This is a genomic window from Patiriisocius sp., assembly GCF_051252435.1.
Classification (GTDB): domain Bacteria; phylum Bacteroidota; class Bacteroidia; order Flavobacteriales; family Flavobacteriaceae; genus Patiriisocius.
In genome coordinates, this window is record NZ_JBPOFW010000008.1 from 93,203 (window position 1) to 114,313 (window position 21,111).

A 21,111-nucleotide genomic window follows, 5' to 3' on the forward strand; every position below is an offset into this window, starting at 1 on the left:
AAATTCTTACAGTATTCGGTGCTTAATTCATTTATATTCAGCCATTAAGTTCGATACTTTAGGTTTCTTATAATTTTGTTAAAATTCTGAAAATCAAATAATTTAACTCTTTTTAACAAAACCGAGTATGTTTCTCTCTCGTACCTTATGGTAAGTAAAACTCCATTTATTTTAAACTGGGGATAACTAACTTTAAAATATATATACTATGAGAAACACATTTACTCGAAATCTTTTCTTATCGATTTCATTTTTACTAACGACATTTTTGTCATTTGGGCAGTTTACTGTGACCAATGGCAATGACTCAGGACCTGGTTCTTTGCGACAAGCAGTTGCGGATGCCAACGCGATGGTTGGAGCAAACACAATTTCAATAGGTTTATTTATAAATCCTACATTGACAACCGGTGACATTGAGATTACAAGACCATTAACAATTACTGCTTCTGGAAGCATTATTGACGGGTCTGGGCTCGATAGAATTTTTACTGTTACAAATGCAACCTCATTATCAATTACCAATGTTACATTCCGTAACGGTGTTGCTGCTAATGGTGGTGCCATATATAGTGAGAACACAGATCTCGATATTAATGGATGTACTTTTAATGATAATACTGCAAACGGTGCCCCTGGTAGCGGAGGGGCTATCTTTAATACTGGTACCGGTATCTTAGATATTAACGCGGGTTCTTTTAGAAGAAACATAGCAAACAGAGCAGGTGGAGCCATTGAGGTTCAATCTAGTGAAAACCTTATTGTTACAGGAAATACAGTTTTTCTTAATAATGAAGCTACAGGAACTCCAGGAAACGGTGGAGCTATCCATATTACTGGAGCAGCAAATTCTACATTATCTGCTAGATTTTTAAGAAATACAGCAGCTAATGAAGGTGGTGGTGTATGGAATGGAACTGGAACAATGACAATTATTAATTGTGACATAGATGGTAACGTTGCAAGTGGACCAATGGCTATCAATGGTGGTGGTGGAATTTTCAACAATGGCGGAACGCTAAACGTTGACGCTGCAACCGAAGTGATAAATAATGTTGCCGATGGAGCCTCTGGTTCTGGAGGTGGAATTTTTAGTATTAGTGGTTTAGTAACAATTACGGGAACAACCATTGCCAACAATGTTTCAACACGAGCAGGTGGTGGAATTGAGATAGCTGCAGGAACATTAAATGTTACAGATGCAATAATAGATGGAAATGATACTGGTGTGACATCTCCTTTAAATTCTAATCCTGGAAATGGTGGAGGAATTCACCTTGGAGGAAATGCAAATGCTACTATTGTAGGTGGTCAAGTTATAAATAACTTAGCAGCTAATGAAGGTGGTGGACTATGGAATGGAGCAGGAACGATGGATATACAAGGTGTTTTAATAGATAATAACAGAGCAGATAGTGCAGCCAACAATATTTCTGGTGGTGGAGGTATTTATAACCAATCAGGTACATTATTAACTGATGCAACTACTGTAATTACAAATAATATTGCAACTGTAAGCCCTACTGGATCTGGTGGTGGAGTACTCGTTGCAGCAGGAACGTACACGGCTACAGGAACTACAATATCTGACAACTTTTCAAATAGAGCTGGTGGAGGTATTGAAGTAGCTGGTGGTTCTTTAACATTGAACGATATTACACTCAACACTAACACGACAAATACAGCACCTGGTAATGGTGGTGGTCTTCACGTAGGTGGAGGAGCAAATTCTACAATCAATGGAGGAACAGTTGACAGAAACATCGCTGGCTCAGAAGGTGGTGGATTATGGAATAGTACAGGAACAATGGATGTTGTTGGTGTAAATATAACAAACAATACTGCAAGTGGAGCCCTGGCCAAAAATGGTGGAGGAGGACTCTACAATGATGGAGGGATTATGAATGTTAACGCTGGTACATTGATAGATTCAAATGTAGCGGATGGAACTTCTGGTTCTGGTGGAGGAATCTTGACAAACGGAGGTACTCTTACAGTAGATGGAATTACAGTTTCAGGAAATACTGCAAATCGAGCAGGTGGAGGTATTGAGATTAATGCTGGAACAGATTACTTTTTTGACAATCTTACATTAACAGGAAATTCAATTGCAACTGCAAACCCAGGAAATGGAGGAGGACTTCACGTTACGGGACCTGCAAATACTACGTTTAACGGTGGAGTTGTACAAAACAATACTGCTGTAGAAGGTGGTGGCCTTTGGAATGGAATGGGACTTATGACCATAAATGGCGTAAGTTTAGATAATAATGTTGCTACCGGAGGAACTACTGGTGGAGGTGGAGTTTACACAGTTGGTGGGCCACTTAATATTTTGAGTACTAATTTTAATGCCAACTTGGCTACTACGGGTAGCGCATCTGGTGGTGCTATTTTTGCCGCACCAAATAGTGTGGTGGATATCGATGGACTTCCTACGGGTGGTTTCTTTCAAGGAAACCAAGCAAATCGTGCGGGTGGTGCTATCGAAATGTCTGCAGGTGGAACATTAACTGTTTCCAATTCAGATTTAGGAAATAACGTTGCAATAGGAGGTACTGCACCTGGTAATGGTGGAGCAATCCATTTAACAGGAAATGCTAATGCTACAATATTAGATTCTAATGTCGCTGCAAATACTGCCGTTGAAGGTGGTGGATTATGGAATGGATCTGGAACAATGACCGTTACAAATACAAGCGTAAATGCAAATATTGCTACGGGAGCAGATGTTGGACAAGGTGGTGGAGGTATCTACAATGAAATGGGAACTCTAATTGTAGATGGTACTTCAGAAATTATAAATAATAACGCTAACGGAGCGGCTGGTTCTGGTGGTGGAATACTTACTAATCAAGGTTCAATTACTTTGGATGGAATTACTGTTTCAGGAAATACATCGAACAGAGCTGGTGGTGGAATTGAAGTTTTTGGTTCCATGGCTGGTCAAACATATGCTTTTGATAATGTAACGCTAGACAACAATACCGCAGTTGGCGGTGCTGTGCCTGGAAATGGTGGTGGATATCACATTTCAGGAGCTGGAGATACAACTTTTACAAATGCGACTATTTCAAACAACACAGCTGTTGAAGGTGGTGGTCTTTGGAATGGTGCAGGAACGATGACCGTTACAGATTCATCAGTAGATATGAACGAAGCAACCGGAGCCGATGCTGGCCAAGGTGGTGGAGGAATTTATAATGAAATGGGAACTCTTATCGCGGATGGTTCTACTACCGTAACAAATAATACGGCTAGCGGAGCTGCTGGTTCAGGTGGAGGAATCTTGACAAATCAAGGGGTACTTACTGTAGATGGAATTACTATTTCAGATAATACATCAAATAGAGCTGGTGGTGGAGTTGAAGTTTTTGGCTCTATGGCTGGTCAAACATATGCTTTTGATAATTTAACGTTATCTGGTAACACTTCTATTGGTGGTGCTGTGCCTGGAAATGGTGGTGGATATCACATTTCGGGAGCTGGAGACACAACTTTTACAAATGCAACTATTTCAAACAACACAGCTGTTGAAGGTGGTGGTCTTTGGAATGGTGCAGGAACGATGACCCTTATGGGAGCAAATACAATAAGTAATAATACTGCCACAGGTGATGCACCTGAGCAAGGTGGTGGAGGTATTTATAATGACGGAGGTACTTTAAATGCAGCAGGTGACTTGTTTACTGGTTTTGCTGACATTTTCGGAAATATGGCTACAGGAACTTCTGGTTCTGGTGGTGGTATTCTTAGTACAGCTGGAACAGTTGAAATTTCAGGAGCTTTTATAACTAGCAATGGTGCTAACCGTGCGGGTGGTGGAGTTGAAATTATCGATGGTGTTGCAAATATCTTAAATACAAACCTTAGCAACAATGACGTAAATGGAACTGTTACAGGTGGAACGCCAAATCCAGGAAATGGTGGAGGTATTCACGTAACCGGAAACGGAGCAACAGTATCCTTTAGTGGTATTGCATTAGCAAACGTTGCAGCTAGTGAAGGTGGTGGATTATGGAATAGTGAAGGTACAATGAATGTTGTGACACCTACTCCAGGAGGTTTGTTTGCAGATACTTTTATTGACCAGAACATTGCGTCAGGTAATGACCCTACAAATGGTGGTGGAGGAATCTTCAATAATGGAGGTACACTTACCGTAGCGACAGGTACAAAAATTGTAAACAATATAGCTAATGGAACTTCTGGTTCTGGTGGAGGTATTTTAAGTACAAATGGAGATATAACATTATCTGGAATTGGTACTCAAGTAAATAACAACACAGCAAACAGAGCTGGTGGTGGAATCGAAATTATCGATGGTTCATTAACAACTACTGATATAGATTTGAGTGGAAATAATGCTGGAAACGCACCTGCAGTAGCCGCACCAGGTAATGGTGGTGGACTACACGTTAGTGGTGTAGCAACAATAAATATTAATGGAGGTAACGTTGAAAATAATACTGCAGCCAGAGAAGGTGGTGGATTATGGAACCAAGTTGGCTCAACAATGACGTTGGACAATCCAAACATTAACGGAAATGTTGCAAGTGGACCTGCTAATACTCACGGAGGTGGAGGTGTCTTCAATAATGGAGGTACGTTAGATATTATAAACTCAACGATAGACAATAATACTGCTGACGGAGCTGCTGGTTCAGGTGGTGGTGTTATGAGTAATGGTGGTGCTGTAACAATGGACGCTACTATTATTACTAATAACGAATCAAATCGTGCGGGTGGTGGTATTGAAATTTCCGGCGGAAATTTAACTACAACAAATATTACGTTAGACACAAATACAACGAATACTGCACCTGGAAACGGTGGTGGACTTCACGTAGGTGGAGGAGCAGATTCTACAATCAACGGAGGAACAGTTGACGGAAACGTTGCTGGCTCAGAAGGTGGTGGACTTTGGAACAGTACTGGAACAATGAATGTAAATGGTGTAATGGTAACAAATAACACTGCAAGTGGGGCATTGGCCGAAAACGGTGGTGGAGGAATCTACAACGATGGAGGAACATTGAATGTTGATGCAGCTACACTGATAGATTCAAACGTTGCTGATGGTGCTGCTGGTTCTGGTGGTGGAATATTGGGTAATTTAGGAACTGTAAACCTTACAGGAACTACTATTACCAATAACACATCGAATAGAGCAGGTGGTGGAATTGAAATCGCTGCTGGTAGTCTAACTACAACAGATATTACATTAAACACAAACACAACCAATACCGCGCCTGGAAACGGTGGTGGACTTCACGTAGGTGGAGGAGCAGATTCTACAATCAACGGAGGAACAATTAACGGAAATGTTGCTGGCTCAGAAGGTGGTGGACTTTGGAACAGTACTGGAACAATGGATGTTGTAGGTGTAATTATAACAAATAATACCGCAAGTGGAGCATTGGCCGAAAATGGTGGTGGAGGAATCTACAATGATGGTGGAACATTAAATGTAGATGCTACAACATTGGTTGACGCAAATATTGCTGATGGAGCCGAAGGTTCTGGTGGTGGTATCCTCGGAAATGGAGGAACAATTACTCTTACAGGAACGACTATTACCAATAACCTAGCTAATAGAGCAGGTGGTGGTATTGAAGTTGCTGCGGGTTCAATTAATATGACAGACGTTACATTAAATACAAATGATGTAGGTGTTGCTTCAGGTGTTGCTGCTCCAGGTAATGGAGGTGGAATTCACTTAGGAGGAACTGCTTCAGCTATAATTAGTGGTGGTACTGTTGATGCAAATGTTGCTGCCAGTGAAGGTGGTGGTCTTTGGAACAACACAGGTGTAATGTCAATTGACGCTACAACCGTGACCAATAACATTGCGAGTGGTAATGACCCAGACAATGGTGGTGGAGGTGTATACAACAATGGTGGAAACCTATCACTTAACATAGTAATGATAAACAACAACCAAGCTAATGGAACTTCAGGTTCTGGTGGTGGTTTATTATCAACCGACGGTACGGTAGCTGCTATTGGTGGAACAATTAACAATAACGCAGCAAATAGAGCTGGTGGTGGTGTAGAAATCATTGCTGGAGCATTTGATACTTCAGAAACGGATATTAATGATAATGATGTAGATGGTACTGCTGGTACTCCTGCACCTGGAAACGGTGGTGGACTTCACGTAAGTGGAGCTGCTACGTTAATGATTGCTGGTGGTTCGGTTTCAAACAATGATGCTGCTATTGAAGGTGGTGGACTTTGGAACCAAGTTGGAGCTATGATGACTCTCAACGGAGTTACAATAGATGCAAACACTGCAAGCGGAAATGATGCTGATAATGGTGGTGGAGGTGTCTTCAACAATGGGGGTACTGTAATGGTACAGTCTAATACTGCAATAACAAACAATATAGCCGATGGAACTTCCGGTTCTGGTGGTGGTATTCAAAATGTTGATGGTGGTAGTGTGACTGTAAACAATTCAGCCGTAACAAATAATACAGCAAATCGTGCTGGAGGTGGAATTGAAGATAATTCTACAAACGGAACGGGAACGTTAGCGTTACTTAATGTAACTTTAAATGATAACGCTGCAGGAGCTGCACCTGGAAATGGTGGTGGACTTCATATTACAGGTCCTGGTAATGCAACAATTACTAATGGTACAGTAAATACAAACACTGCAACTGCTGAAGGTGGTGGTCTTTGGAACGGAAGTGGAAACATGACCGTAACAGGAACTACAATTGATGCAAATACTGCAAGTGGTGCTGATGCTGATCAAGGTGGAGCTGGTATTTTTAATGAAGGAGGTACATTAGTTGTAGACAATGCAACTATTACAAACAATGTTGCTGACGGAGCTGCTGGTTCTGGTGGAGGTATCTTAAATAACTTAGGTACACTAACAGTTACAAATTCTGAAATAAACAACAACACATCTATGCGTGCTGGTGGAGGAATTGAAGAAGTTGCAGTAGCAGGAAATGTACTAACAGTAACTGATACCGATTTCGACGGAAATGCAACGGCATCAAGTCCAGGTAACGGTGGAGCAATTCACATTTCTGGTCCTGGTGATGCAAATATCACAGGAGGTTCAGCAAGTAACAATACAGCTTCTCGTGAAGGTGGTGCTTTCTGGAATAACGTTGGAACAATGAATGTAGATGGTACTGTATTTACTGCAAACGTAGGAAGTGGGCCAGCTGCAAACAACGGTGGTGGTGCATTGCACAACCAAGGTGGTACAATGATAGTAACAAATGCAACAATTAATGATAACGTTGCAGATGGAGCTGCAGGTTCTGGTGGAGGTATCTTAAATAACTTAGGTACTCTTACCGTTACATCATCATCTTTTAGTGGAAATACATCAATGCGTGCCGGTGGTGCGATTGAAGATAACTCTGTTGCTGGAAACACGTTAACATTAACCGATGTTGATTTTGACGGAAATGCAACAGCATCAAGTCCAGGTAATGGAGGAGCACTTCACATTACTGGTCCTGGAGATTCAACAATTTCTGGCGGTACGGCAAGCAACAATACAGCTTCGGCTGAAGGTGGTGCTTTCTGGAACAATGCAGGAACAATGAGTGTTGATGGAACAACCTTTAATGCAAACGTTGCAAGTGGAGCAGATGCAGACCAAGGTGGTGGAGCATTATTCAATGAAGCGGGAACAATGACTGTTGCTAACGCGATTTTTAATACGAATGTTGCTGACGGAGCTGCAGGTTCTGGTGGTGCGGTATTAAATAACTTAGGTAGCTTAACAGTTTCTGATTCACAATTTAATGGAAACACGTCAATGAGAGCTGGTGGTGCAATTGAAGAAGTTGCAATCGCTGGAAGTATGTTGACTGTAACGGATACTGATTTTGATTCTAATGCTACGGCTTCAAGTCCAGGTAATGGTGGAGCAATTCATATTTCTGGTGCCGGTGATGCTACAATAACTGGCGGTACAGCAAGCAACAACACAGCTTCGGCTGAAGGTGGTGCTTTCTGGAACAACGTAGGAACAATGAATGTAGATGGAACTGCTTTTACAGCAAACGTTTCAAGTGGAGCGGCTGCAGACCAAGGTGGTGGAGCTATGTATAATGACGGAGGAACTATGGTTGTTGCTAATGCAACATTCAATGATAACGTTGCGGATGGAGCTGCAGGTTCTGGTGGTGGTATCCTAAATAATCTAGGTACACTTACTGTTACTGAAACTACATTAGTAGGAAATAGTTCAAACAGAGCTGGTGGAGCAATAGAAGATAATTCGGTTGCTGGAAATGTGTTGACATTGACCAATGTTTCTATGACTGACAATGAAGCTGGTTCAGCTCCTGGAAATGGTGGTGGATTACATATCACTGGTCCTGGAGACTCAACAATCACTGGCGGAGTTGCAATGGCAAACATTGCGGCAAGTGAAGGTGGTGGATTATGGAATGGTTCAGGTTTAATGACAATTTCAGGTATGACTATCGATGGTAATATCGCACAAGGTGCAGATGCAGATAACGGTGGTGGTGGAGTCTTTAATAATGGAGGTTCGCTTTCAATAGATGAGACAACTACTATTGTAAATAACTTGGCAACTGGAGCTGCTGGTTCTGGTGGAGGTTTACTATCAACTGCTGGTGATGTTTCAATTTTAGGAACACCTTTCACAGGCAACTCAGCAAATAGAGCTGGTGGTGCAATCGAAATGATTGAAGGTAACTTGAGTATTGTAGACAGTAACATTTCAGAAAACGATGTTGACGGTGGAGCTGGAACGCCTGCGCCAGGTAACGGTGGAGCAATCCATGTGACTGGAACAAATGGAACAGTTACAATTGCTAATGCTGTATTTACTGGTAATGCTGCTGCTGCTGAAGGTGGTGCATTATGGAACCAAAATGGAAACGTTATGGAAGTAACGACAACAACAATTGATGGAAATAGCGTATCTGGTGCTGCTGCTGCCAATGGTGGTGGAGGTATTTACAACAATGGAGGTACATTGAACGTAACAACTTCAACAATATCTAATAACAGTTCTGCTTCACGTGGAGGTGGTATTGTAATTGATGGTGGTGACGGACTTTTATTACGTAGTACTGTTTCTGGAAACACGGCCGTAAATGGTGGTGGTTTATATGCAGATGCTGGTTATGACGTGAACGCTTCAACAATTGCTACGAATGCTGCATCTGAAATGGGTGGTGGTGTACTTGCAAATGATGATGTTTCTTTAAAGAACACCATCGTTGCATTGAATACAGCACTTACTGGAATTGACGTTGCTGGTCCTAGTTTAGTATCAAACGATTATAACTTGATTGGTACGGATGATGCAAATGTATTCCCAGAAGCTGCAAACGATATTGAAGAGGCAGACCCAATGGCGGGACCACTTCAAAATAACGGTGGTGTGACTGAAACTCATGAATTATTACTTGGAAGTTCAGCATACAACGCAGGTGACCCAGCAGATAATTTTAATGATCAGATTGACCAAGCGGTTTTTGAAGGAATACGTGACATAGGAGCTTTTGAAGCGCAGACCATTTTATTGGCTATCGATGATATCCAAACAAATGGAAGCGGTATCGTAATTTACCCTAACCCGTCAAGCGGAAACGCAACAATCAAGATTCCTCAGGAATTTGGAACTCAGATTGATGTAACTGTAATTGAGCTTGGGTCAGGTAAAATTGTACAACAAATACAAATGACAGCAGGTTCACAATCATTAGACTTCAATGGATTGTCTGATGGTGTGTATGTAATCAATGTAGTTTCAGGAAACGCTGTTTCTACACATAGATTGATACTTGCTAGATAGTAGTTTTTAAGTTAGTTAGTTAACTAAAGCCCTTTCCGTTAATCGGAAGGGGCTTTTTTATTTTTACTTAGGAAATGTTATGTATATTAGATTGATGAATGTTGAAACTTTATTGTATTTTCTATATGAGAAACACGATAATATTTTTATTTCTAATTATTAGCTACGGAGTAAAAAGTCAAGATTTGCCAACGAAACCTCAAAATGGTTTTGCTTTTCCTATTGGTAGTAAATTTACTATTAAATTATATCCCACAGATTCTAACAATTTTGATTATTCAATAATAAAATATGAACAATTTGAAGAGATTATTGATACTTGGGAAAATGATGCTTTATTTAATGAAAACGGGGAAGATGGTACTATCGAATTTTACTTTTGTTTAGGAACCAATGGTGAAACCGAAGAAGAAAGAGAGGAAAATATGAAAGTTTTGTTGTTAATGAAAAACAGGAGTAAATACTCCTTGAATTATAATTCTGAAATTCTTCGTCAAGAAGAAGGAGAATTTGAAATGACTTCAAATGTAGGTACCCATCCTGGTGTTAAAGGAATCGAGATGTGGCCTTTTATGATTTATCAAATTGGATTAAATAGTTTCATTAAAATGGATTAACCCCCAAAACTATAAACATACCCAAAACCAACCTCACTAAAATCTGCTTGTCCTAAGTTAGCGTTGAGGTGAGCGCCAATAAATATATTGTGTAGAGGGCGTTTTTCGGTACCAATAAAATAATATTTGGCACCCAATCTACTTGAAATTCTATGCTTTAATTTAAACTTGGTGCCAAATTCTCCCAGCATCCAACTTTCGGGGATTTCCCGCGGGGTATTGTCCCAACCTTCGTTAATTCGCCAATCAATTTTATAGGCGGGTTTATGAAAATTATAGCCCACTTGAAACGCAATCCCCACATGATTTAAGAGCACCTCACCATTTAAAGCGAGTGATATTGCCGACGAATTCCAAACAGGATGTTCTTTATAATCCTCAAACTCTCTCCCGTCCTGCACCAAAGACTCGTTGCCCTCGATGTAATCGTAATAATGCTCGTAGAAACGGTAATTTAATCCCAATCCCACTTTCCAAGTATTGTTATATACTTTGCCATATTCAGCGCTCAAAGAATACACCTCTCTATTATCGTTAAAAGCGAGCGCAAGTACATTCCAGCCAAGCCCACCGCGAAGACTAAAATAAGAATAATGGGACCTTTCAAAGGTTTTCTTCGGAAGCGTTACATTCTCTTCGGAAATTTTAAACGGATTATTAATCGCTGCAGAAAGACTCACCAAAAACGAATTGTATCCTTGATTATCAAGTTTTGTATGTCCGTTTGAATGGTGTGAATATCCCGCGCCAATATTCCAATCCAATGATTGAGTTTTTAAGAAATTATAATTTAAAAATAATCTAAATGCCCACGTATAATCTGTCGTGACCGCTCGGTTATTTGGGTTTGTGATGGAATCGTAATTTTTTGTAAAATATGAAGCACCCATTCCGGTAGTTACAGAAAATCGCTCACTGCCAAAGGCGTTAAATTGTATTTGCGGAATCACAGTTAACGCAATTCCTAAACTATCTAAATTTCCAAAGTCTGAAATTCCAAAACCAATTCCCGTGCGAACTCCTTTCAATCGCTGCGCCCATTCCTGTGGGTTATTTTGATGGTTTCTACCTATTGTAACAAGTAATTGTTTATGCAGACCAGTTTCAGGAAAGTTATCGTTTGACGGAGCTGTGGAACCTACTAAAATTTCAGGAGTTATAAGTAACGCAGGCTTTTTCCAATCGGTTGTTTCTTGTCCAAAAAGTAGGAGAGGAGCGAAAATTAATAAGAGCAGAAATAATATATTCTTCATGGAATACAAATAAAAGGAAATTCTCTAAAGGTGAAATCACAAATTTCAAAAAAGTCAAATCTTCATTATTTTATGGAATTTTAAGAGTTTTTTTCTTCTCAAAGCGGGGTGTTTCAGCTTTGTTGAATCGCGGTGGTTATATCAATCATAATCTATAATTTTTAAACCAAATCATCCCCAAACAATACCTATATTTAAAATCGAATTAAAATTTCCGAAGCATGTATCAATCCATTAATAATTTTATAGCTGAGATGGCCTCATTTGCCTGGGGATTACCATTGCTGGTATTATTAATTGGTGGCGGAATATATTTGCTAATACGCATACGGTTTCTGCCATTTTTGTTCTTTGGACATGCTATTGCCGTGTTGAGAGGAAGATATGATAATGAAGCTGACGACGGCGAAATCAGCCATTTTCAAGCATTGACCACGGCATTGTCATCCACTATAGGAATGGGAAATGTCGCCGGAGTTGCCGTCGCCATTGCCATTGGAGGACCGGGTGCAGTTTTCTGGATGTGGATGAGTGCGGTCGTGGGGATGTCAACAAAATTTTTCACGGCAACATTGGCCGTATTGTATCGCGGGAATGATGATACTGGGAACGTGCAGGGAGGTCCCATGTACGTTATTATGGAAGGTCTAGGCAAACGGTGGAAATTTCTAGCCGTATTTTTTAGTCTTTGTGGGCTAGTGGGAGCGTTGCCAGTGTTTAATGTGAACCAATTAACGCAAGCACTCAACGATATAATTTTGAAACCTGCAGGTTTTTATTCGGGGTTTGAAAGTAATTTGGTTGTGGGAATTATTTTGGCAGTTATTACTGGGGTTGTAATTTTGGGTGGACTATCGAGGATTAGTAAAACCGCAAGTAAATTGGTGCCGGCGATGGTTGTACTCTATTTATTGATGGTGATGATTATTTTAGGGAGTCACATTTCCGAAGTACCAAAATACGTTTTGCTTATTTTTACAGATGCTTTTTCGGTATCATTTTATAAAGGTGATACCTTTTTGGGTGGCGTTGTGGGAGGTTTAATTTTACTGGGCATTCGTCGCGGAGCATTTTCAAACGAAGCGGGAATTGGTACTGCGCCCATGGCTCACGGTGCGGCAAAAACCAACGAACCTGTGCGCGAGGGGCTGGTTGCTATGCTCGGGCCGGCGATAGATACTTTGTTGATTTGTACGTTGACAGCACTTGCTATTTTGGTCACTGGCGTTTGGCAAACGAGCGAGGCAAACGGCGTGAGTTTGACGGTCACAGCTTTTGAGGCGGGAATTGTGGGTTACGGGAAGTATGCGTTGATGTTGTGCATTGCGGTGTTTAGTATTTCGTCACTATTTTCATACTCTTATTATGGAACAAAATGTATGTCTTTTTTGTTCGGGACAAAGTATCAGGGCTATTATAATTATATGTATTTGGCAAGTATAATTCTTGGTGCGACGACTTCTTTGAGTATGATGATCAATCTTATTGATACGTTTTTTGCTATGATGGCAATACCCACGATGTTGAGCACGTTGATTTTAGCGCCTAAAGTGATTGAAGCTACGAAGAAATATATAGCAAAGCTGAAATATTAATCATCCAGCACATTCTCTTTTAAAAAATTATTGAAAAGTTTCGATAGTTTTTCTGCGCCTTTGGGATTGAGGTGGTTTTCATTTAGAAAATCGGTTACCTGAAAATTAATGGTATCATTCTCAAAGTTAAAAAGCGAAACGTTATCATATTTGGTCATTACTTGATTTAATATAGAATCACGTCTTTTGATAAGATTTGGATTCCTCGCTTTAATGTAAGTTTTATAGGTGGGCACGGTCGCAATAATTACTTGTAAACCCGCCTTATTTGCCTCTTCAATCATATTTTTGAAATAGGTGGTATTGTATTCAAAGGTTAAAGGGTTCTCTTCATTACGTATTCTAAAGTTTCGTTTATTTATATCAGTGGTGTCATAATGAAGTACTTTGAAAAGTCCGTTGTCACTTTCCAGAAATCCATACTTGTTATAATTAAATGCATCTGTATTGCTTTTAGAAATATAATACTCATCTATTAGTTTAGAAAAGACATCTGGATTTGAAATATAGAGAAGCTTGTCTTTAAAGTAGGTGTTTCGTTCGTAAGCATTAACGCCGTAATATTTTAAGTATGTTGCATTTTTCCAAAAGGTTTTATCATTATGAGGAATGTCCAAATGCGCAAAAGAAAGTTCAAAAAGGACATATTTTAGCTTTGGGTATTGATTTTTTAGTTGGGAGAATATTGCAAAATCCTCTCGGTGATGTTGGGAGCCAGAAGAAAAATTAATTGTTGGAATATCTATATATTCTGGGTTTAAGCCACCTTGCACTTGTGATGACCCTGTAAGAAGTAATTCAATATTATTTTTATTAATTTCATTATGAGATGCAATTTTATTAAAAGTGGTTGGCATATTTATCACACTAAATTCCAACACTCCCATAATTATAATTATAGGTAAAAAGAATAAGAGGCAATATGTAATAAATTTTTTCTGCATGTTTAAAATTGGAAATAAATAAACTGTTCCTTAGGTCCAGGAAATCTAATAATCAATAAAATTAAAAAATAATAAATAGCCCATCGCACAAGTTTTGGAAATAATTTTTCTAGTTGAAATAATGGATATGCTTTAAACCTGGTAAAAACTTCAGCAAGAATGAGCAATACTACAAATCCTACTTTCCAGCCAATTAAGAGTGTGAAATTTTCTGAAGGAATATACGAACCTATCCTTTTAATGATGGTAAATGCACTTTGAATATCGCTCGCTCTAAAAAATATACAGGAGGTCATTATCAGTGCAAAACTATAAATTACGGTAAGTGCCAGTGGTATTTTGGTCAAGAACATGATGAGACTCACATTTTTTCCATTCACTTTAAAAGGAATTCTTTCTATGGAAATGGTAATGGCCTGAAACACTCCAAAAGCGATAAAAGTCCATTTTGCGCCGTGCCATAATCCTATTAAAGTCATGGTAATAAAGAGTGCAATTGTTTTCCAAATATAGCTGCGCTTATGCTTTTTTATTATGGGTCCGTACACGTAATCTGCAAACCATTTTGTGAGTGTGATATGCCAGCGTTGCCAAAATTCGCTCACGCTGCGCGATAGGTATGGAATGTTGAAATTTTTACTGAGCTTGAATCCAAATAGTTTTGCAGTTCCTATCGCAATATCACTATATCCAGAGAAGTCGCAGTAAATTTGGAAAAAGAATAGGGCAGAGGCATAGAGTAAAGAAAGACTTCCATAGTCTTCCGGCGAGGCGTAGATAGCATTAACTACAACGGCAACATTGTCTGCAACGACTATTTTTTTGAACAATCCCCACAATATTTGCCGTAGCCCTTCTTTTGAATTTTGATAGTTGAATTTACGCTCTTTTTTAAATTGGGGTAATAATGATTTTGCCCGCTCAATAGGACCTGCCACGAGTTGCGGAAAGAAGCTAACAAAGCATAAAAATTCCAACAGACTTTTTGATGCTTTTATTCTTTTTCTGTATACATCAATGCTGTAGCTCATGGTTTGAAATGTGTAGAAGCTTAGGCCCACAGGGATAATTACATTCCAAAAGTAGTATTGATTTGGTGTAGGATTTTCGGTAAAGAGCGCAACAAAGTTATCTACGAAAAAACCGTAATATTTAAAGGCAAAGAGCACCCCTAAATTCCAAAGTAAACTCAGCCATAAATATGATTTTCTCGCGGTTTTTGAATTTGATGATTCAATTTTTATAGCGGCGAAATAATCGATTAGTGAGCTGGCCAGTAACAATCCAAGAAAACGCCAGTCCCAAATTCCGTAGAAAAAATAACTTGCAGCTAAGAGTAAAAGATTTTGTGGTATACGTCGTTTTGTGCCTAGAGCCCAATAGAGCAAATAGACGATAACTAGAAAAAGACCAAAATCGAATGAGTTAAATAACACAAGGGGCTTTTAGAAAATGCAATATAAAAAAAGGCTCCCAATTGAGAGCCTTTTTTTATATTGATAAACAAACTTAATTAGTTTCCTTGAATTAAAACATTATCAATTGCGATATCTTCATCACCACCGTTCAAATCAATTGAAATTCTAATGCTAACGGTAGTGACTCCCATGGGATTTGTAGATGCATCATTTACAAAACTAGCACTATAACTAGTCATGGTGTCTGTAATTTCAGCTCCATCACCAATACCATCTAAATCAGTATCTTTCAAAGGAGCACCATTAAATTCTCTCCCATCATTTACAATACCAAAGAAAGTGGTATAGTTAGTACCATCAAATGAATATTCAATCCGTACAAAATCTGAATCATCATAATCTTCGTTTCCATCGTTGCTATCATCTTCAGCAAATAAAGCACTAAATGTAATATTATTAAGTCCTGTTATATCTAAATTGTCAAAGTTTATAAATTGGTTTGCATTAGCTACTTCACCGTCAATGTCTTGTGCTCCAAAGAAAGAAGAACCTTCAACTCCAGCAATATCAACATTGGAAGCAATATTTGTTCCATCAGTTCTTGTAAAGTAGTCACTATTAGCGTCAGTAAATTCTGGAACACTAGTAGTATAAGTAACAGAAGCATCCTCAAAATCTTCAAAAACTAATGTAGCCGGGTCTTGTGTACAAGGAGTAACATCACTAGAAAAAGTTCCACTGATTGTACCATAACTGTTAGTTACCCAAGTCCATGCACCGTCAAAATCCGAACAGTCATTACTCGCCATAGTATCTTCATTATTATATAGGTGTGTACCATCCCAAGAAATACTAGTTCCTCCTACCGAATCAAATTCACCAATAGTATCACATGAAGTTAGAACTCCATTTACAACGCAATCACCTTGTAATCCTGTTCCAGTAAACTCAACCGTTCCAAGCATTACACTTGTAGAAATATCTCCGGTAGCTTCATCTACCAAAACATTGAAAGACTGTTCAAGACCTGCTTCTAAATTTGGGTGATCTTGACATTCAACACATTGATAAACACCTGTAATAGGAGAAATAGGTGCTCTATTTGTGTGTTTTTTTATCAGAGCATAGGATGTAGTTCCATTTAGGTTTATATCAGAAAACGTTACTTCGCTACCATCGTCATTCATATTAAGGACAAATGATAATCCATCACCGCTAAATTGTACATCGCTAACGGGTTCATTTTCTGCAATCCTTCTATCAGCTGTGGCAAGCAGAACTGTACCGTTTGACAATGTCAATGTAGCAGTTGGAAACTGCCCATAATAAGCAACAAAGGTTGTAGTGCCGGGTATTGTCATTTCGATAATACCTCTAGTTTGAGAATCTTCGGTAGTAAATACACCTTTATAGATTCCAATATTTGAATTTAGTGATGCAACATCAAAAGCTAGTGCGATATCACTTGCGGTTTCCGAATTGTTTTCAAAACTTGTTGACTCTTTTTCGCACGCATTAAGAATGAATGCAGCTACTGTAATACATAATAATCTTTTCATTTTTATAATTTTAGATGTTTTTCAAAAATAACCTGAGACATCCTCTTTATATATTATGATATTATTAAATATATATTAAAAAAAAACTCCCCAAGTTTGGGGAGTCCATAAATATAATAAAATTTAACTAATTTTCGAAATATCCCTTAGTAACGATATTACCAAGGTTTGATTTATAATTTTTCTGAATCAGAATTTCAATTGATATTATTGTTTTCAAATTCTAAGTTTACATGAAATCAATAGAGCTAGGAAATATAAAGTCATTCTTATAATAAAGTGTTTGAAGAAATTTATAAGGTTTAATAAAGTTTAACTATTTTTTTATTCCTGAAATTTCATTAAAAAAGCAATTAGATTTTGTAATAAAAACAAGTTAAACATGAATTCTAAAAGTGCCGAAAAGATTCATCAACGCACTTTCCGCAGAAGAGAAAAAGCGTTCGTCTTTAATTGTATGTATCATTTTAAAATACTTTCCAATGGTTCCTTTTACATAGCTCTCAACGATTAATGGATGGACGTAATATTTTTTACAAACAGTAGGTGTATTTCCTAATTCATTGGCTGTGATTTTAAATGCGTTTCTTAAATTAAGTTCGATTTCAGACTTAATGGATGCTTCGCCCATATCGCTCAATGCCATAAAAAATATCTTACTTCCTGCCCAAGTTCTAAAATCTTTTGCTGAAAAATAAGCACCACTAATTTCTGCTATGTAATCATTGACCATCCCGCTATCAATACTGTGATGATAGCCATCTTGGTCGTAATATTGAAAAAGTTCCCAACCAGGAATTTCTTTGCATTGCAATACTAATTCACGAAGCCTTTTATCTTGTAAAGAAATACTGTGCTCTTTGCCTTTTTTTCCGACAAAGTTGAATTTCAAATCCTTGTTCTGTAATTCTAAATGTTTGGTTCTCATTGTAGAAAGACCGTAGGTTTTATTTCGCTTTGCGTAAAAATCGTTCCCTATCCTTATGTGTGTCTCCTCCATTAATTTAACAATGAGAGCTAGGCATTTGCGCTTTCTCATAACTTCGGGGTTGAGGTCTTCCTCAATTTGCTTTCTCATTTTAGGAAGCGCATCACCAAAAGCGACCATCTTTAAAAATTTTGTTTCATTTCTTAGTTTGGACCAACTAGGATGATATCTATATTGCTTTCTATTTTTTTCATCTCTGCCTACAACTTGAATGTGTCCATTTTCTAATGGCGTTATTCGTACGTTTTCCCAAGCTGGCGGAATGACCAATCCCTTAAACCTTTTAATCGATAAACGGTCTTTAATTTTTATCTTGTCCTGAGTATAATAAAATCCCCTACCGTGCCTATGTCGCTGGATGGTTAATTTTTTATCTGTGATATATATCAAATTTGCAAGCTCGGCCGCTTTTTCAGGATTTTTTAAAGCCGACTTTATCTGAGTAGTGGTTAATTTCATAATTCAAATTTACTTTAATAAATTCCTAAAGTTTCTTAATGAAAAGACAAAGCCTTCTGAAATTTTAAAATTTCAGAAGGCTTAAAAGAATTAAGAAGACTTAGTACTATTTATCAAAATAACTAAAGGTGTCTCCGTCTTTTATATTTAATAGTGACTCATAGATAAGTTTGATTACGTTTTCAACATCGTCCCTATGAACCATTTCTACCGTGGTATGCATATAACGTAATGGTAGCGATATTAATGCCGAAGCTACACCGCTTCCGCTATAGGCAAAAGCATCTGTATCGGTTCCTGTTGCTCTGGAAAGCGCCGCTCGCTGGAACGGTATTTTTTTCTTCTCGGCAGTTTCGGTAATTAAATCTCTTAGTTTTTGTTGTACTGCAGGAGCATAAGCAATGACAGGTCCTTGTCCTATTTCGGCTCTGCCTTGTTTTTTCATTTCAATCATTGGGGTTGAAGTATCGTGTGTCACGTCGGTCACGATAGCAACGTTTGGTTTAATACGTTCAGCAATCATTTGCGCTCCTCGTAATCCAATTTCTTCTTGTACCGAATTGGTTATATACAGTCCAAAGGGCAACTTCTTTTTGTTTTCTTTTAAAAGTCGTGCAACTTCAGCAATCATAAAACCTCCCATGCGATTGTCAAGTGCGCGACATACAAATTTATCCTCATTTAAAATATGAAATTCATCTGGATACGTTATTACACAGCCCACATGCACGCCCATTTTTTCTACTTCTTCTTTATCTTTTGCGCCAATATCGATAAATATATTATCGGGTTTTGGAGCCTCTTCTTTTGCTTTGTTGCGAGTATGAATCGCTGGCCAACCAAAAACTCCTTTTACGATTCCTCCCTTGGTGTGAATATTCACAATTTTTGAAGGCGCAATCTGGTGGTCGCTACCGCCATTTCTAATCACATATAATAGCCCGTTATCACTTATATAATTAACGTACCATGAAATTTCGTCAGCATGGCCTTCAATAACAACTTTATATTTTGCTTTTGGATTGATGACCGCCACGGCAGTACCATAGGTGTCTGTAATAAATTCGTCCACATACGGCTTGAGGTATTCCATCCATAATTTTTGTCCATCCCATTCGTACCCAGTGGGTGCAGCGTTATTTAAATAACTCTCTAAAAAATTAAGTGACTTTTTATTCAATATAGATTTCGCCATTGCGTTGTATTTATGTTTCCTTCAAAATTAAATAATTAATATGAAGCATCCGTTGTAAAAGTTATATTTTTGGAACGGTTTTAGCTTTTCCTCGGAATGTATGAGTACCCCATTTATGAAAACAAACATTGTAAACATCCTTCTACTGTTTTTAATTATATCAATTTCGGCGTCAGCCCAAAATGATAAAGAAAGAGTAACCATTAAAAACGATTCAACCGAAACGTTTTACTATATGGTAGAAGGTGATTCTATTCCACGTGAGTTTATAAATCTAGAGGAGGTAGTTTTGCTGAATAAATTAAAGTTCAATAACAAGAAAGACCGTATTCGATACCTTATATTAAGAAGAAAAACACGTAAAGTATATCCCTATGCAAAGTTAGCTGCCGAAAGGCTTATTACGATGACGGAGCGTTTAAAAACTATTGAAAAGAAAAGTCTCCGCAGAAAATACACCAAGCGTATTCAAAAATATATAGAAGGAGAGTTTTCTGAAAAACTTAAAAAACTAACTCGAACAGAAGGTCAAATACTTGTAAAATTAATCCATCGTCAAACCGGTCGCACTGCTTTTGAACTTGTAAAAGAACTTCGAACAGGGTGGAGGGCATTCTGGTATAACAGTACGGCAAAATTGTTTGACATATCTATTAAAGAGGAATATAAACCTTTTGATGAAAAGGAAGATTATCTAATCGAAGATATCCTTGAACGTTCCTTCCAAGCCGAAATATTAGAACGACAAGCTCCAGCATTTCCAATAAACTATTTAGATTTATCCTCTCATTGGAGTAATAAAACCGAATAATTTATATCTTTATTTTTGTAGTTGATTCAAAAGCAGTATTTTAGATTCCCCTTAAAACTTAAGCGTTTACTTGTTTAAGTATTTTGATTAGTTTTTTTTTCGAGGAAATGCTTGATTGACATGTTTTTAGATTTTTTTAAGATTTCAAATATTGAAATTTAGTTGATTTAGGCGGATATAAAGAGTTAACAATAATCAACACTAAAATTATTTTTAATTTAATTTATTGATTTTTAGAAAGATATAATTTTTATTTTATTTTTTTAGTAAATAATTGAATTTATATTTGGTAGATAACTTTAAACAGTAGTATATTTGCACCCGCTAAGAAAACGAGTTGAATGTATGTTTTTGGGGTGTTGAAAGTTCTTTAAAATATTTTTATTTTTTTTGGTTTAAAGGTTGTGGGTTATCGGAAATGGTTTTACATTTGCACCCGCTAATAAAACGAAGAGTTTGCC

10 protein-coding genes are annotated in these 21,111 nt (G+C 38.0%); 4 read left to right on the plus strand and 6 right to left on the minus strand.

The features are described 5' to 3' along the window. Nucleotides 1-208 precede the first annotated feature (208 nt). Nucleotides 209-9,811: a choice-of-anchor Q domain-containing protein gene (locus ACSHW7_RS14660; RefSeq protein WP_435680118.1), complete on the plus strand. Its 9,603-nt coding sequence runs from the start codon at nt 209-211 to the stop codon at nt 9,809-9,811. A 125-nt stretch (nt 9,812-9,936) separates the two neighbouring features. After that, on the plus strand, nt 9,937-10,428 hold the full coding sequence (locus ACSHW7_RS14665) for a hypothetical protein (RefSeq protein ID WP_435680119.1): 492 nt from the start codon (nt 9,937-9,939) through the stop codon (nt 10,426-10,428). Here ACSHW7_RS14665 and ACSHW7_RS14670 read toward each other — a convergent pair. Then, entirely contained in the window at nt 10,425-11,681 is a 1,257-nt protein-coding gene (locus ACSHW7_RS14670) for an acyloxyacyl hydrolase (protein ID WP_435680120.1), read from the minus strand. The genes ACSHW7_RS14665 and ACSHW7_RS14670 overlap by 4 nt on opposite strands. Nucleotides 11,682-11,902: 221 nt before the next feature. Between ACSHW7_RS14670 and ACSHW7_RS14675 the strand changes: the two genes are divergently transcribed. Continuing rightward, complete coding sequence (locus tag ACSHW7_RS14675) at nt 11,903-13,276, plus strand: alanine/glycine:cation symporter family protein (RefSeq protein ID WP_435680121.1); 1,374 nt, start codon at nt 11,903-11,905, stop codon at nt 13,274-13,276. On the opposite strand, the gene ACSHW7_RS14680 is transcribed toward ACSHW7_RS14675, so the two are convergent. The 5 genes from ACSHW7_RS14680 to ACSHW7_RS14700 form a co-directional block, all read right to left on the minus strand. Then, nucleotides 13,273-14,133, minus strand: coding sequence for a hypothetical protein (locus tag ACSHW7_RS14680; RefSeq protein WP_435680122.1), 861 nt, complete (start codon nt 14,131-14,133; stop codon nt 13,273-13,275). The two genes, ACSHW7_RS14675 and ACSHW7_RS14680, sit on opposite strands and share 4 nt — an antisense overlap. 89 nt (nt 14,134-14,222) lie before the next feature. Next, on the minus strand, nt 14,223-15,656 hold the full coding sequence (locus ACSHW7_RS14685) for an MBOAT family O-acyltransferase (protein ID WP_435680123.1): 1,434 nt from the start codon (nt 15,654-15,656) through the stop codon (nt 14,223-14,225). Nucleotides 15,657-15,733: 77 nt separating this feature from the next. Continuing rightward, on the minus strand, nt 15,734-17,197 hold the full coding sequence (locus ACSHW7_RS14690; protein ID WP_435680124.1) for a hypothetical protein: 1,464 nt from the start codon (nt 17,195-17,197) through the stop codon (nt 15,734-15,736). Between the two features lie 376 nt (nt 17,198-17,573). Next, nucleotides 17,574-18,644 carry a DNA topoisomerase IB gene (locus tag ACSHW7_RS14695; protein WP_435680125.1) on the minus strand — a complete coding sequence of 357 codons (1,071 nt, stop codon included), beginning with the start codon at nt 18,642-18,644 and terminating at the stop codon, nt 17,574-17,576. A 106-nt stretch (nt 18,645-18,750) separates the two neighbouring features. Beyond that, nucleotides 18,751-19,839: a M42 family metallopeptidase gene (locus ACSHW7_RS14700; RefSeq protein ID WP_435680126.1), complete on the minus strand. Its 1,089-nt coding sequence runs from the start codon at nt 19,837-19,839 to the stop codon at nt 18,751-18,753. 115 nt (nt 19,840-19,954) lie between these two features. Here ACSHW7_RS14700 and ACSHW7_RS14705 point away from each other — a divergent pair, with 115 nt between their 5' ends. Further along, nucleotides 19,955-20,650 carry a DUF4294 domain-containing protein gene (locus ACSHW7_RS14705; RefSeq protein WP_435680127.1) on the plus strand — a complete coding sequence of 232 codons (696 nt, stop codon included), beginning with the start codon at nt 19,955-19,957 and terminating at the stop codon, nt 20,648-20,650. Nucleotides 20,651-21,111: the final 461 nt, after the last annotated feature.